Raw genomic sequence first — 14727 nt, forward strand, 5'->3', positions numbered from 1 at the left:
ATGCGTTGAAACGAAGGACGGCGGCCGGGCCGCCGTCCGGTGACGGGCGATGCGGCAATTACTTCGCGTACGGTTCCGGCAGGCCGTTGCGGATCACGTAGACGGTGGTCGGCGCGCCTTTCAGGTCGCCGTTCGCGTCGAACGAATAGGTGCCCGCGACGCCCGCGTAGTTCGACTTCGCGAGCTGCGCGCTCAGCTTCGCCTTGTCGGTGGTCGTGCCGGCCTTGACCATCGCGTCGGCGAGCAGCTTCATCCCGTCGTAGTAGTTGACGCCATAGACCTGCGTATCGGTGTGATAGGCGTCGTGGTACTTCTTCAGGAATTCGCGGCCGGCCGCCGTCTTCTCGAGCGCGACCCCGCCCTGCGCGCAGTAGACGATCGACGCGGCCTCGCCCGCGACCTTGCCCATGTCGGCCGAGCAGATGCCGTCGCCGCCGAGCAGCTTCGCGCGCAAGCCCCGCTGCTTCATCTGCTTGGCCATCGGCGCGCCCTGCGCCGCATAGCCGCCGAGGAAGATCACGTCGGGGTTGCTGGCCTTGATCTTGGTGAGGATGCCGAGGAAATCGGTGGCCGACGAGTTCGTGTATTCCTGGTCGACGATCTTGATGCCGTTCGCCTTCGCGACGTTCATGAACTGCTCGGCGACGCCCTGCCCGTACGCGGTGCGATCGTCGATCACGGCGGCGGTTTTCGCGTTCAGCGTCTTCGCGGCGAACGTGGCCATCGTGCCGCCGAGCTGCTCGTCGCTCGCGCCGATCCGGAAGATGTTCTTGAAGCCCTGCTTCGTCAGCGCCGGGTTCGACGCGACCGGCAGGATCGGCACGCCGGCAGTCGAATACACGCGCGAGGCCGGAATCGCGACGCCCGAGTTGTACGGCCCGAGCACCGCGACGACGCCCTTGTCGACGAGATTCTGCGCGACCTGCACGCCGGCCTTCGGGTCGGCCTGGTCGTCTTCGGAAACCAGTTTGAACGTGACGGCCTTGCCGGCGACCTTGATGCCGGCCTTGTTGAGCTCGTCCACCGCGAGCCGCGCGCCGTTTTCGTTGTCCTTGCCGTTGGCGGCCTGCGGGCCGGTGAGCGGCGCCGAATGGCCGATCATCACGACTTCCTGCGCGTGCGCGGAAGTCAGCGCGCCGGCGGCAACAGCCACCGAGAGCGCGGTCAAGAAGTGTCGCATGATGTCTCCTGATTGGTTTTGTGTGAAACCAATGTAGGACACACGTGGTCACATCGCAAGCAATTTCAAAATAATTGTCGGGATTTTGGTCATATTGAAGACCAGAACGACTTCGCGCGCAGGCCGGTCACTTCGGCGCGATGTCGCGCCGCACGCGGCGGATGTGCTGTTCGACATAGAACGCAGCCGCATCGGCATCGCCGGACACGATCGCCTCGTAGATCAGCCGGTGCTCGGACACGTAGAGCCGGATCCGGCCCGCGTCGTAGATGCCGTCGTCCTTCAGCCGCTTCCACAGCGGCTGGTCCATCGTCTTCGCGACTTCGTCCGCGATCTTCACGATCAGCGCATCGCCGGTCATCAGCGCGAGCTGCCGATGGAACAGCCGGTCGCTCTCGTTCCACAGCGCGCGCTGGTGCGGATCGTCGACGTCGGTGATGGTTTCCATCTGCGCGAGATAGCGTTCGGCGCCGGGGTCGGCGCGGCCATGGGCGGCCGCGAGGCGCGCGATCGCGGGCTCCAGGATCAATCGCACGTCGAGCGTCGACGTCGGGCTGAAGTCGGCCTCGGACGCTGTGTGCGGATCGCCGCGCTGCGCGAGCACGTCGAGCGGCGCCGCGACGACGTAGGTGCCCGAATTGCGTTTCGTGCACACGAGCCCTTCGTTCTGCAGCGCGCCGAGCGCCTCGCGCACCGCCGGCCGGCCGACCTGGAACAGCGCCGCCAGCTCGCGCTCGGACGGCAGCCGCGACTCGGCCGCGTAGCGCCCCGCGCGGATCTCGTCGCGGATCTTTTCGGCTACCTGCTCGTAGATCTGCAGCGGGCGGAAACCGCCTTCGAGTGAGTCGGGACGCGCGGACATCATCGGATGGCTCCTGCCCGTTCGAGGGCGTGGATCTGGAATGGGTTCGCACTATACCGGAGCCGCGCGGGCGGCACGGCAGCGGCGCGCTTCTGGCCAGATATTAGAACCAAAATCCCCACAGCGCTTTATTTTCTGGGTTGCAGGCGCGCCAGCAAGTGGTATAGATTCGATCCACACTGCCCTGTGTCACGGTATCCGGCAGACCTGTGGCGGGCGCGGCATGCGTCCGCCGTTCACGCTCACCGACGCCCACGACGTACACGATGACCGCCTCTTCCCCGATTCCCGTTTTCGACGCGGCCGACACGGCCGCGCTGCTCGACTACCCGGCGCTGCTCGCCACGCTCAAGCAAGCCGTCGCCGAGTACGCGGCGGGCGACATCGTCAGCCCCGAACGCCTGGTCGTGCCGCTGCAAGGCGGCGGCGTGATGCTGTCGATGCCGTCGAGCGCCCGCGACCTGGCGAGCCACAAGCTCGTCAACGTGTGCCCCGGCAACGGCGCGCGCGGGCTGCCGACGATCCTCGGCCAGGTCACCGCGTACGACGCGACGACCGGAGAAATGCGCTTCGCGCTCGACGGCCCGACCGTCACCGGTCGCCGCACGGCGGCGATCACCGCGCTCGGCATCCAGGCGCTGCACGGCGCCGCGCCGCGCGACATCCTGCTGATCGGCACCGGCAAGCAGGCGGCCAATCACGCGGAAGCGCTCGCGGCCATCTTTCCGGATGCGCGGCTGCACGTGCGCGGCACGACCGCGGAGCGCGCGGCCGCCTTCTGCGCCGCTCATCGCGCCCATGCGCCGCGGCTCGCGCCGCTCGACGGCGACGCGATTCCCGAGGCGATCGACGTGGTCGTCACGCTGACCACCAGTCGCACGCCCGTCTACCGCGAAGCCGCGCGCGAAGGCCGTCTCGTGGTCGGCGTCGGCGCGTTCACCGCGGATGCCGCCGAGATCGATGCGAACACGGTGCATGGCAGCCGGCTCGTCGTCGACGATCCGGCCGGCGCGCGCCACGAAGCCGGCGACCTGATCGTCGCGCGGGTCGACTGGCAGCACGTCGCATCGCTCGCCGACGTGCTGAACGGCGTCTTCGCCCGCGGCGGCCCGCTGCTGTTCAAGAGCGTCGGCTGCGCCGCGTGGGATCTGGCCGCGTGCCGCACCGCGCGCGACGCGCTGGCCGCGCGCCGCGCCGGCTGATCCGGCCGCGCAACCATTCCAGCCGCTCGCGCGGCATCGCCGCAGCCGCATCGTCCCGGCGATTTCCCGTACGCGGTGTAGGAAATGCCCTACACCGCGTCGAAGCGGCCTACACGAAGTTCCAATTCGGCCGATTTCAATTTCGGCGGCGCAACACGATACTGCCGGCATGAATGCCAGCCTGTCACCCGCCGCGCTCAGGGTGTTCCTCGTCGATCACGCCGTCGCCGTTCGCCAGCGGATCGCGCTGCTCGTCGGCGCGATCCGCGGCGTTGCCGTCGTGGGCGAAGCGGAAGACGGCCAGGACGCGTGGTCGCATATCCGTAGCAGTCGCGCGGACGTGGTGATCGTCGACGTGCGGCTCGCGGACGGCAGTGGTCTCGACCTGATCGGGATGCTGTCGAAGGCCGCACCGCGCATCGTCACGATCGTACTGACGAACCACTCGGCACCGGCATTCAGAGAGGCATGCGCGACGGCGGGAGCCGACTACTTCTTCGACAAGACCGTCGAATTCGACGCCGCATGCCGTGTCATCGAATCCCTGGTGCACGCTCGCGTGCGCCGCCCCTGACGAGCCGGAGCGACTCATGTCCACCGCCACCGCCTTCGCCGCCGACGTGTCCGTCGTACCCCGGCCAACGATTGCCCTGCGCCCGGTCGCGCGCGCCGACGCCGCCAAGCATCCGGCCGCACGCTGTTCGGCCTGCGCGATGCGCTCGATGTGCCTGCCGCCGCATCTGACGGCCGCCGAATACGGCCGCCTCGACGCGATCATCTGCACGACGCGACAGGTGCGCCAGGGCGACGCGCTGTTTCGCACCGACGATCCGTTCCAGAGCATCTATGCAGTGCGCGCGGGTTCGTTCAAAACGGTGATGATGCATCGCGACGGCCGCGAGCACGTGACGGGCTTCCAGATCGCCGGCGAAACGCTCGGGATGGACGGCATCGGCGGCGGCCAGCACTGCTGCGACGCGATCGCGCTGGAGGACAGCGTGGTGTGCATCATCCCGTTCGGCGCGCTCGAAGCCGCGTGCCGCGAGATGAAGCCGATGCAGCACTTCCTCTACCAGATGCTGAGCAGCGAGATCGTCCGCGAGTCGAGCCAGATGCTGCTGCTCGGCACGATGTCGGCCGAGCAGCGCGTCGCGCATTTCCTGCTGAACCTGTCGTCGCGGTTCGAGGCGCGCGGCTATTCGGCGACCGAATTCAATCTGCGGATGACGCGCGAGGAAATCGGCTGCTATCTCGGGATGAAGCTCGAAACCGTCAGCCGGATGTTCTCGCGGTTCCATCGCGAAGCGCTCGTCGAGACGCGCGGCAAGCGCGTGCGCATCATCGACGCGCAAGCGCTCGCACGGGTCTGACACACGGCGCCGGCGCGCCGGCGCGCGGCATTACCGGATCGCATCGCCGGTCGCCGCGTCGCGCAGCGCCACCGTCGCGGCGCCCGCCTGCCACGCGATCAGCGCCTGTTCGGCCTGCGCGAACGCGCGGCGCAGCGCATCGTCCACGTCGACGCCGACGCACGGCGGCAGCGACCTGAGCGTCGCGTCGTGCATCACCAGGTCGAGCCGCACGTCGTACAGGCACGCGCCATCGGCCACCGTGCGCGCGTCGATCACGAGATGGCAGCCGTCGATCAACGCGCGAAACCGTTCGAGCCGCACCAGTTGCGCGCCGGCTTCGGCCTCGACCGCTGCCGAAACCGTGAATCCGAGGCAGGCGATCTGCATGCCCACGCCCATGTCGTGTCTCCTGACGGGGCCGCCCGCTCGTCGACCGCCTTGCATGTGCCGGCCGCCTCGCGATGGAGGCGGCACGTGTTTCCCATCGCGCGGCGCGCAGGATTCGATCGCGGCCGGCCGACGGTCTGCCCGCGCCTGGCTGGCGCGGGGCCATTCATACGTTGAAGGTCTGCGACGCCTTCATCTCGATCCACGTCATGCCGGCCCGCAGCCCTTCGATCATCGCCTCGCGCTCCGTCGGATACGCGTGACTGTGCTCGAACGTATGATGAAACCGCGCGGCGCCGGCGCCGTGCTCGACCGACACGCGGCAGCGGAACTCGCCCGATTCGCACGGGCGCGTCTCCACCTCGACCGACCAGTCGCGTTCGTGAATGTTGCCCTGCAGTGTCATGCGCCCTCCTGCGGTATCAGTCTTCGAGCCGGAAGTGCCCACTGTGCAGCAGCACCGGCCGGCCGCCGATTTCCTCGAGCATTCGCCGTGCCATCGCCTCGATTGCCGACCGGTGCGCGTCGAATGCGTGCAGCAGATCGCGTTCGAGCAGCGACCGCGCGCCGAAATGGTCTTCCAGCGCCTCGGCCGTGACCGCGCACTGGACGCAACGCCCGTCGACCAGCGCCGAAAACGCGACGACCAGATCGCGCGCGCAGTATTCCGGCGGCTCGGGCGGGAAAGTAATGTGCATCTGTCGGCCTGTCATCGTCGTGATGGCTCCATGACGAGAGCATAGTGGCGCGCGCGGCCGCGCGCTTGACCCACGTCAACCGGTTCGCTGCACCGCACGATCGCGGCGCGGCGCGGCCGCGCGACGCCGCGTCAGGCCGCGTCGGGCTCGATCACCGCGCCGCGTTCCGCGAGCAGCTCGCGCAGCACGCTGCGGTGGCAATGGCCCTCGTCTTCGCAGTAGCAGCCGATCGACAGCGCGGTGGTCGCCGACAGCGCGGCCAGCAGGTCCAGCACCTTCGCCGGATCGCCGTGCGTCATCTCCGCGCGGAAGTGACGCTTGAACGCTTTCCATTCGGCGTCGGTTTCGGCGGCCTGCGCCTGCGCGACGAGTTCGGGGCTCGGCGACAGCGTCGGCAGCCATACATCATAGTAGTTGCGCGACGCGAATTCCGCCTTCGGCACACCGCGCGGCGGCCGCCGCACCGTGCCGATCCGCAGCCCTTCGCCGGCCGCGCGCGGCGTGCCGAGCTGGATGATCCGGATGCCCATGTCGCTCCTCTGTCGTGCATGCGATCCCGTGATCGTACCGCCGCGCCTGCCCGTGCGTCAGCCGGGCACCGCACATGATCGACGCCCAACAAAAAAGTGCCGGTGTCAATTCTTTCGCGCAAATCAAGAAGGACTTGAAACCGTATATGGGACAGTAGGTTAGCTCCTTTCGGGGCCGCTTAGAAGAAGAGCGGCGTTGTCGGCTAGGAGCGACATAGGAGCGTTGGGAGAGAAAGCCGCATCGCACTGTGTAGTGCTGGATTGCCGAGGAACGGCGGGCCTGTCGCATCATCATAGCCCAACAGGCTCGGCGGCATCCAGAATGAAGAACGCGCAGCCTGGGCTGCGCGTTCGATGGATGCCGTTGAATAGCATGCGGTGCAATCATGGCGGCTTCGGTGGTGTGCTGCGGGTCGCCGTGCCCTTCCTGAATCCTCGATCCCCCGCCATGAACGCTTCCAGCATATGCGGGATCAGCGTCGCCGCATCAACGGCCTCGCCATACGCCTGCGCGTGTAGCGCGGCGTAGCGGTCGAGGTCGACTTTCAAGCTGGTCGGGCAAACGAAAGTCAGCTTGGTGCTCTCGGTCTTCGGCAGCGGGCCGAGCCGCAGCTTCTTGGTCGTGCTCATCGTGAAGTCCCCCGGTTGAAGAACAGCGGCTGGTACGGCCGCAGCACCAGATCCCGGTTGACGATGATGCGAACCGGCAGGCCCGGCCGTTGCGTTAAGGTCGGCTGGATGTTGAGGTTGCGCCGGGTCATCTCCTGGCCGACCTGATTGATGCTGTCCTGCGCGCTGTCGCGCCCAGCGATGATGACGCGATCACCATCCTGCCGGTTCTCCGGCGCGGCCAGCTCGGCACCGACGCCCAGCAGCGTGGTGAGTGCCGCACCGGCAAAGATGCGGCCCCAGTGGTAGTCCACATCGTCCTCCAGCCCGGCATAGCCGGCTGGGTCGGTGCCGGCCAGGTTGTCGAGCGTGAGCGAAGACGTGTCCGGCAGGATGATCCGGTTCCAGACGACTTGAACGCGGCTCTGCCCGTAGCTGACCTGGCTGTTGTATTTGCCCAGGATGCGCGAACCCTGCGGAATCAGCAGGAAGCGCCCGGTGGCTGTGTCATAGACCGGCTCCGTCACCGTGGCGATCACGTCGCCGGGCAAGTCCGACTTGATGCCCGTCACCAAGGCACCTGCGACCACTGTTCCGGCCATAACCTGATACGGCGAAATTGGCAGAGTCAGATTGCCGGAATTACGGGTTTCAGTGGGGCCAGCTTTCATGAAAGCCTCTTTCTGGTCTTGCCGGTTTTGCACCGCTGTCGGGTCAGCAGGTTGGGCCGCCGTGGAGGCCGGCCCGGCCGCCAGCGGGTCAAACGCCGCATTGGCGGCGAAGCCCGGCGCAGCGGCCACCTGTGTCTGCGCTACCGGCGCCGCATTCTGCCCACCCGAGCGGAAGAACACGGACGAGGCCGCGGCCGCCTCGGCTTCTTTTCGCAGGGCATCGTTCGGGTCGTGACCGGGGGCCGCGTAGGCAGCCGTCGCCGGTTGCTGCGACTTCACGATAGCCGGGCCAAGATCGCCCGGCAGCGGTGGCCCTAGTTCGGGAACGGCAGGCAGCAACGCCGGCGGCAGCTTGGAATAGTCCGTCGGCAGCGCATCCAGTCCTTCCGACTTTGACACGCGATCGACGTTGTAAAGCTCGGTCTGCTCGCCTGTGCTGCGTCGATGAGGTTGCAGCGACCACATCAGCGCGCCGAGCACGGCGACCGCTAGGACGCCGGCAAGGATGGCCAGCGAGCGCCGGTTCAGGCGTGTGACTGGACGCGGCTGGGCGCGCAGCGCCACTGCCTCCGGCGCCACCTTGTCCGCCTGCGGCGCGGCAAGGTCGGGAGTGTCATCCTGGCTCATGGTCAGTTCCTCCGTGCAACACCATCGGTGCGCTCGATCCGCACCACGTCGCCGCCATCGCCGCCCAGCCGCAGTTCGGCCGCGCCGAACAGGCGATCCACGACGTAGTACGGCGAGCGAAAACGGTAGTTCACCAGTTGCCCGTCGCCCTGCGCGCCGATGACAAACAGCGGCGGCAGCTCGCCCTGGGCGATGCCCGGCGGGAACTGGATATAGACCTTCTCTCCATCATCGAAGGCGCGCAGAGGCTTCCACGGCGGGTTGCTGCCCGATACCGCGTAGCGGAAGCGGATCTTGTCCAGCGACAGGCCCGTATCGACAGGCGTTGTTGCCTGCGCTGCCTGCGCCTGGCGCTGCAACGCGAGCATTCGGTCTTTCGGATAGTCCCAGGACACCGACGCCATCCATGCCCTCTCGGTCGAGGTCAGCTCCAGCAGGTAGGTGCGCCGACTGGTGGTGATGACGAGATTGGTTTTCAGACCGGAGCGGATAGGCTTGACCAGCACATTGACGCGCAGATCGGCCCCGCCGCCGCTGGACGTGTCGCCCACGATCCAGCGCACGGTATCGCCGGCGGCGACCGTTACCAGTTCCTCGCCCGGTTGAAGCGAAACCACCGTCACGCGCCCCGGCGACGCATAGACCTGATAAAGCGCGCCATCGGTGAACGGCCACACCTGAATCGCGTTGACGTAGCCCTCACGGGTAGGCGCGATACGCGCTTCTGCATTGGCACGGGAAACGCGCACCTTTTCGTCGGCCGGCTCCGGCGCAACGGGGGCCTCATCGAGTTCCGGCAGGGGCTTCAACTGCGCCGGCAGCGCCAGCGGTTCAGGGACGGCGACGACTTCGACGGGCTTGGGCGGTTCGGGCAACGGCTGGGCCAGCACCGTCTCGTCGAGCGAGATGGATGGCGGCGGCTTCCCCTGCGAGGCGCAGCCCGCGAGGGCCAGCAGCGTCAAAGGAACAACGTAAAGGCGGAAACGAAGTTTCATGGTTTGGCTCCTTCGGAAGAATCCAGTTCGCGGCTCCATGACAGGCCGTTGACGTAGATACCCAATGGGTTCTTGAGCAGGCGCTGTTCAGTACGCGGGGTTTGCAGGACGGTCGAAAGCACGGCGTTCCAGCGTTCGGTGCCGGCGGGCGCACCGTTGACATAGCGCTGCTCTGTCCAGCGCACGTTGAAAGACGTGTCGCTCGCGCGAACCACGCTGGTGATTTGCACCGTTACCGATTCCTTGCCGATGCGGGCGAATGGGTCATTGGTGCGGGCGTAGTCGTTGAGCACCGCCGCGCCCTTGTCGGTGGTGTAGTCGTAGGCATCGAGCCAGTTCTGCCGCACCACGATGGGGTCGATGGACAGCGAGCGAACCAGCGTCACGAAGCGCGCCAGGTGGTGCGCGATCTGCGCGTCGCCGGGCCGGTACGGCGTGGCGGCCTCTCCCACGGCGCGCACCTGCCCGGCTTGATCGACCTCGATGACATAGGGCGTCACGATGGACTGCGCCGAGCGCCACACCAGGCCGCCGGCCATCAACAGCGCGAGCACTAGGCAGCCGAAGGCCATCAGGCGCCAATTCTTCGCCTGCACGCGGGCGGAGCCGATACGGTCGTCCCACACCTGGGCGGCGGCTTGATACGGGGTGGCAGGCTGCGGCGTATCGGCGTAGCGCACCTGCGGTCGTTTGAATCGCATGGGTGTTCTCCTTGAAGGTTAGGTATCGGAATCCCGCAGGCTCGGGCCTTGCCCGGAGCCGCCGCCGTCGCCGCCGCGCAGCGTGTGGGCGGCAGTGGTCGCGGCATGGGTAGCCTGCTGGCGGCGGTGCATCCGCTTGGCCCAGGCCGGTTGCTGTTGCTTCTGCGAGCCTGCGGTGCCGTCTGCGGTCTGGCCGGGGCCAGCACCGTCGCTGCCGGCTTCTGTGCCGTTCCAGCCAGCGCGGAAGGAGTCGGCCACCTTCTGCCCAACAGCGGAAGCACCAGAGGTGACGCTGCGGCCTGCGGCTTGTGCGCCAGTCTTGGCGACATTGCCGAGGCCAGCCGCCGCGCCCTTGGCACCGCCGCCGGCCGCAGCGGAACCGGCCTGGAACGCCGATCGGGCACTGCCGGCCGCCGAAGTCGCGGCACGCGCACCGGCACCGGCCAGCTTTGCGGCCGCCGGGGCCATTCGTGCCCCGGCCATGACGGCGCCGCCCACGCCCGTTACGGCGGCGCCGATGGCAACGCCGGTGCCGACAGCCCCGACCGCAGCACCAGCCATCGCGCCCGCACCAAGCTGTGGCGCACCGGACACCAGGCCGGTGGCGATACCGGGGCCGAAAATGCCCAGCGCCAGCAGCGCGAGCGAGGCCAGCATCACGACCAGCGCGTGGTCGATGGATGGTTCGTCGGGATGCACCTGGAACTCGGCGAACAGGCCTGAACCGATGCCGACGATGACGGCCAGCACCAAGACCTTGATGCCTGACGACACCACGTTGCCTAGCACCTTTTCCGCGAGGAACGAGGTCTTGTTCCAGAGTGCAAACGGGATCAAGACGAAGCCGGCGAGCGTAGTCAGTTTGAACTCGATCAGCGTGATGAAAAGCTGTACGGCCAGCACGAAGAAGCAGAGGATCACCACCAGCCAGGCGATGAACAGAACCACGATAGGGTCGATGTTCACGAACACCTCGGGGAACCCAGCCATGTCCCCGATCTGTTCCAGAATCGGCGCGGCTGCGTCGATGCCGGTCTTCGCCAGCCGGCCCGGCTGAAGGAAGTTCTCCATCGTGATGGCCGAGCCGGTAGCGGTAATTCCCAAGCCGGCGAACGAGCGGAACACGATGCTCGCCAGCCAGTTGAAGTTGCCGATGATGTAGGCGAACGCGCCGACACAGAGCACCTTGCGCAGCAGCTTGGCGATCACGTCGTCGCCCTGGCCGGTGGCGTGGCTCATGGCCCAATACAGGCCAGCGATCGTCATGTCGATGACGATGAGCGTGGCGGTGAGAAATGCCACTTCGCCCTGCAATAAGCCGAAGCCCGAGTCGATGTAGCGCGAGAACGTATCGAGGAAACGGTCGATGATGGTCACGTCGTTCATGGCGAATCCTCGGGCGGAGTGAGCGGAACGGCGCCCTCTGGCAATTCATCTGCGGGCGTATCGAAGCTCGGCGGAATCGGCGGGAGTTCAGCCAGCGAGTTGTATTCATCCGGCCCGGTATGGCCGGCGAAGAAGCGCCGCCGGAAGGCTTCAGCGGCGGCGCGGCAGGCATCCTCGCCCACGGCCTGCCGGTCGGCCGCGCATTGCCCGCGCAACGCCTTGAGCCGCACCGGATCTGCGGCCAGGGCGTCGGCCAGGTTCTCGGCCGGCTGCTGGCCGCACGCGGTCAGCAGCACGGCCATCAGGACGGAAGCGCATCGCATGGCCGCCTCCGGTCAGTTGTTATAGAAGTTGACGGACTGCGGCGTGTACGGCGTGCCGGTGCCCAGAAAGCGCCGCCGCACTTCGCGGGCGCGCTCCATAGCCGCCGCTTGCCGCGCCAGTTCCAGTGAAGCGGCCCGGTCTTGCGTGATCTGGAGCTGCTGCGCCTGGATCGACTGCTTGGCCTGCAAAGCCAGGAGCTGGTTCGTCGCCTGCATCGCTTGCAGCGCGCCGGTGGCCGACTGGCTCTGGCTCACGAGATCGGCCAGCGCGCTTTCGTCTTGGGCGAGGTTCTGCGACACCTGCGCCTGCATCCGCATCGCGGTGTGCAAGCCGTTCAAGGTGTTCTGCCAGCGTTCGCGGGCGTCCTGTGCCATGCGGTCGCCGCTGATGGTGGCGGCGTACTGTTCCGGGTACAGGCGGGCGAACGTGGCATCCATGCTCTGCACGTCGTAGGCCAAGCCGCGCGCCTCGGCGATCAGGCGCTCGGTGGTGGCGAGCGTCGAGCGCAGGCGGTTGACGATGTTGAAGTCGAGATTTGCCAGGTTCCTGGCCTGGTTCATCAACATCTGCGCCTCGTTCTGAAGCTGGTTGATCTGGTTGTTGATCTGTTCCAGCGTGCGCACGGCGGTCAGCGTGTTCTGCACGAAGTTGGACGGGTCGAACACCGTCAGCGCGGATGCGGGCTGCACGGCCAGCAGCGATACCGACAGCACGGCAGCGAGTGAGACAGAGAGCAAACGGGGCTTGGTCTTCATGGTGAAACCTCCAGCGGTTGAGAAGCGAGAAAGGAAGCTGCCGCCGGAGCGGACGGCAGCAGGTCGGCGGCCCAGCCGAGGCCGCGATGGCGCAGCCACGCGCCGGCGAAGCCGGGAGCGCCGGCCTGCGTCAGCACGCGGTCAATATCGCGTTGGTCTTGAGGGGTGGATGCGCCCGCGAATGCGAGCGCGACAGGCCCCAGGTCGAGGTCGAACAGGCGATTGCCGAGGCGCGACTGGTAGTAGTAATCGCGCTTGGGCTGTGCGGTCGCCACGATCTCAATCTGGCGGCTGTTCAAGCCGAAGCCTTCGTAGATCGTGCGAATCTGCGGCTCGGTGGCCTGCGGGTTAGGTAAGAAGATCCTGCTCGCGCAGCTTTCGATGATGGCTGGCGCGATGGTCGAGTCCTTGATGTCGGCCAGCGACTGCGTGGCAAAGATGACGCTGACGTTCTTTTTTCTGAGCGTCTTGAGCCATTGCCGGATGCGGGCCGCGAAGGACGGCTCATCGAGGAACAGCCACGCTTCATCGAGGATCAGCAGCGTGGGCGCGCCGTCAAAACGTTCGTCGAAGCGGGCGAACAGGTAGCGCAGCACTGCTTGCACGGCGGCGGGGCTGTGCATCAGTTCTTCCATCTCAAAGCCCTGCACGTCGGCCATGCCCAGCCGGTCGTGGTCAGCGTCCAGCAGCTTGCCGTGGGCGCCGCCCAACACATAGGGCGCGAGCGCTTGGCGCAGCGCGTTGGACTGCAATAACACCGACAAGCCGGTCATGGTGCGCTGCTCCACTGGCGCACCGGCAAGGCTTCGCAGCGCCGACCAAATGGCAGCCTTCTCGTCCGGGCCGACCGTCACGCCTTCGTGCAGCAGCCGGCCCTCCACCCATTCGGCGGCCCAGGTGCGGTAGCCCTCGTGGGCTATTCGCGCGAGTGGCTGGAAGGCGATGCCGCCATCGGCACCGAGGTCGTAGTGCTCACCGCCAAGGCCGAGGATGGTGGCGCGCATCGAGCGCCCCATGTCGAAGGCGAAGATCCGCGAGCCGAAGTAGCGCCGGAACTGCATGGCCAATATGGCGAGCAGCACCGACTTGCCCATGCCGGTCGGCCCGGCGACAAGGGTGTGCCCCACGTCGCCGATGTGCGTCACCAGCCGGAACGGCGTCGCGCCATCGGTGCGGGTGACGATCAGCGGCGGGCCATCGAGGTGTTCGTTCTTCTCCGGCCCAGCCCATACCGCTGACATCGGCATCATGTGCGCCAGGTTCAGCGTCGAAACGATGGGCTGACGCACGTTCGCGTATGCGTTGCCGGGGACGGACGACAGCCAGGCATCGACTGCGTTGAGGGTTTCGGGGATGGTCACGAAACCCCGGCCCTGGATGACGCGCTCCACCATGCGCAGCTTCTCGTCGGCCACGGCCGGGTCGGCGTCGAGCACCGTCACCGTGGCGGTGAGGTAGCCGAAGGCGACTTGATCGCTGCCCAGCTCCTGCAAGGCGGCATCGGCGTCGGCGGCCTTGTTGCTGGCATCGGTATCGACCAGCGGGCTTTCCTGCTGAAAGATCGTTTCGCGCAGCAGCGCGATGACGTTCTTGCGCTTGGCGAACCATTGGCGCCGCAAGCGCCCCAATTCCCGTTCCGCCTCGGCTTTGTCCAGGCACAGGAAGCGCGTACTCCAGCGATACGCAAAGCCCAGGCGGTTGAGGTCGTCCAAGATCCCCGGCCAGGTCGAGGTCGGGAAGCCTCGTACCGACACCACGCGCAGGTGCTGATCGCCCAGCATGGGCGCCAGGCCGCCGACCAGCGCGGCATCGGCCAGCAGTGCGTCGATATGGAACGGCACGTCGGGCACGCCGACGCGATAGCGCCGCGTGGAGACTGTGGCATGCAGGTAGGTCAGCGTCTGGCTATCGTCCAGCCAGGCAATCTCCGGCATCACACCATCGAGCAGGTCGAACACGCGATCGGTCTCTGCCACGAAGGAATCAAGCCGACCACGCCAGTCCACACCCTCAGTGGGCCGGTTCTCGTACAGCATCCCAGCCGCACGGGCGCGAGACTCTTGCGGCGGTAGGTGTTGCAACGTGAAGTGATAGACGCTCTCGAAATGGCCATCCGACTCCTCGAACGCCGCGCGTCGCTCCTCATCCACCAGCCAGGACAGTGGTTCGGGAAAGGAGGATTGCGGATAGCTCGATGCCCGCATCCGCTCGGCCTCGATATAGAAGGCCCAGCCAGACCCGGTACGGCGAAGCGCGTTGTTCTGCCGCGCCGACGTGGCAATCAGCTCGCCCTGTGTCGCACTGTCCAAGTCGGGGCCGCGAAACTGGAACGTGCGTTGAAACGAACCATCTTTGTTCAGCACAACGCCCGGCGCGACCAGCCCGGCCCAGGGCAGCCAGTCGGCAAGCAAGGCCGGGCGCTGACGATATTCGGCAAGGTTCAGCATG

Annotated in this window: 17 protein-coding genes; 3 read left to right on the top strand and 14 right to left on the bottom strand. The window is 66.9% G+C overall.

All coding sequences use genetic code 11. The annotated features are described in order from the left end of the window. Positions 1-58: 58 nt before the first annotated feature. Complete coding sequence (locus DFS13_RS02865; protein ID WP_034202363.1) at positions 59-1180, bottom strand: branched-chain amino acid ABC transporter substrate-binding protein; 1122 nt, start codon at positions 1178-1180, stop codon at positions 59-61. A gap of 127 nt (positions 1181-1307) precedes the next feature. Continuing rightward, entirely contained in the window at positions 1308-2045 is a 738-nt protein-coding gene (locus DFS13_RS02870) for a FadR/GntR family transcriptional regulator (RefSeq protein WP_006494888.1), read from the bottom strand. A gap of 263 nt (positions 2046-2308) precedes the next feature. Between DFS13_RS02870 and lhpI the strand changes: the two genes are divergently transcribed. The 3 genes from lhpI (at position 2309) to DFS13_RS02885 (ending at position 4614) form a co-directional block, all read left to right on the top strand. Beyond that, positions 2309-3244, top strand: a complete 936-nt coding sequence (gene lhpI, locus DFS13_RS02875) for a bifunctional Delta(1)-pyrroline-2-carboxylate/Delta(1)-piperideine-2-carboxylate reductase (protein WP_111441351.1) — start codon at positions 2309-2311, stop codon at positions 3242-3244. A 169-nt stretch (positions 3245-3413) separates the two neighbouring features. Further along, a complete protein-coding gene (locus DFS13_RS02880; protein ID WP_006481701.1) occupies positions 3414-3818 on the top strand; it encodes a response regulator transcription factor in 405 nt (134 codons plus the stop codon). A 16-nt stretch (positions 3819-3834) separates the two neighbouring features. Further along, complete coding sequence (locus tag DFS13_RS02885) at positions 3835-4614, top strand: helix-turn-helix domain-containing protein (RefSeq protein WP_006481707.1); 780 nt, start codon at positions 3835-3837, stop codon at positions 4612-4614. A gap of 30 nt (positions 4615-4644) precedes the next feature. Here DFS13_RS02885 and DFS13_RS02890 read toward each other — a convergent pair whose 3' ends face one another. The 12 genes from DFS13_RS02890 to trbE all read right to left on the bottom strand — a co-directional run bounded on the left by DFS13_RS02890 (position 4645) and on the right by trbE (position 14726). After that, complete coding sequence (locus DFS13_RS02890; RefSeq protein ID WP_069352236.1) at positions 4645-4995, bottom strand: metal ABC transporter ATPase; 351 nt, start codon at positions 4993-4995, stop codon at positions 4645-4647. 154 nt (positions 4996-5149) lie between these two features. Continuing rightward, a complete protein-coding gene (locus DFS13_RS02895) occupies positions 5150-5389 on the bottom strand; it encodes a hypothetical protein (RefSeq protein WP_006479066.1) in 240 nt (79 codons plus the stop codon). A gap of 16 nt (positions 5390-5405) precedes the next feature. Beyond that, positions 5406-5696, bottom strand: a complete 291-nt coding sequence (locus tag DFS13_RS02900) for a DUF1488 domain-containing protein (RefSeq protein ID WP_006481711.1) — start codon at positions 5694-5696, stop codon at positions 5406-5408. A 116-nt stretch (positions 5697-5812) separates the two neighbouring features. Next, positions 5813-6211, bottom strand: a complete 399-nt coding sequence (locus DFS13_RS02905) for a DUF488 domain-containing protein (protein WP_111441352.1) — start codon at positions 6209-6211, stop codon at positions 5813-5815. A 384-nt stretch (positions 6212-6595) separates the two neighbouring features. Next, positions 6596-6841: a DUF2274 domain-containing protein gene (locus DFS13_RS02910; RefSeq protein ID WP_000108283.1), complete on the bottom strand. Its 246-nt coding sequence runs from the start codon at positions 6839-6841 to the stop codon at positions 6596-6598. Next, positions 6838-8118, bottom strand: coding sequence for a TrbI/VirB10 family protein (locus DFS13_RS02915; RefSeq protein WP_003092274.1), 1281 nt, complete (start codon positions 8116-8118; stop codon positions 6838-6840). Before DFS13_RS02915 ends, DFS13_RS02910 begins: the two co-directional genes overlap by 4 nt. 2 nt (positions 8119-8120) lie before the next feature. Beyond that, on the bottom strand, positions 8121-9113 hold the full coding sequence (gene trbG, locus DFS13_RS02920) for a P-type conjugative transfer protein TrbG (protein WP_000776560.1): 993 nt from the start codon (positions 9111-9113) through the stop codon (positions 8121-8123). Continuing rightward, complete coding sequence (trbF, locus tag DFS13_RS02925) at positions 9110-9814, bottom strand: conjugal transfer protein TrbF (RefSeq protein WP_001211312.1); 705 nt, start codon at positions 9812-9814, stop codon at positions 9110-9112. Before trbF ends, trbG begins: the two co-directional genes overlap by 4 nt. Positions 9815-9832: 18 nt before the next feature. Then, positions 9833-11200, bottom strand: coding sequence for a P-type conjugative transfer protein TrbL (trbL, locus tag DFS13_RS02930; protein ID WP_023093366.1), 1368 nt, complete (start codon positions 11198-11200; stop codon positions 9833-9835). After that, complete coding sequence (locus DFS13_RS02935) at positions 11197-11523, bottom strand: hypothetical protein (protein ID WP_014603538.1); 327 nt, start codon at positions 11521-11523, stop codon at positions 11197-11199. The genes trbL and DFS13_RS02935 overlap by 4 nt, the downstream gene beginning before the upstream one ends. 12 nt (positions 11524-11535) lie before the next feature. Continuing rightward, the gene (trbJ, locus tag DFS13_RS02940; protein WP_003092277.1) at positions 11536-12279 is read right to left on the bottom strand and encodes a P-type conjugative transfer protein TrbJ; all 744 of its coding nucleotides are present in this window, start codon (positions 12277-12279) and stop codon (positions 11536-11538) included. Beyond that, positions 12276-14726, bottom strand: coding sequence for a conjugal transfer protein TrbE (gene trbE / locus DFS13_RS02945; protein ID WP_000933135.1), 2451 nt, complete (start codon positions 14724-14726; stop codon positions 12276-12278). The genes trbJ and trbE overlap by 4 nt, the downstream gene beginning before the upstream one ends. Between the last annotated feature and the right edge of the window lies 1 nt (position 14727).

Source organism: Burkholderia sp. 28_3, from assembly GCF_003253915.1.
Classification (GTDB): domain Bacteria; phylum Pseudomonadota; class Gammaproteobacteria; order Burkholderiales; family Burkholderiaceae; genus Burkholderia; species Burkholderia cenocepacia.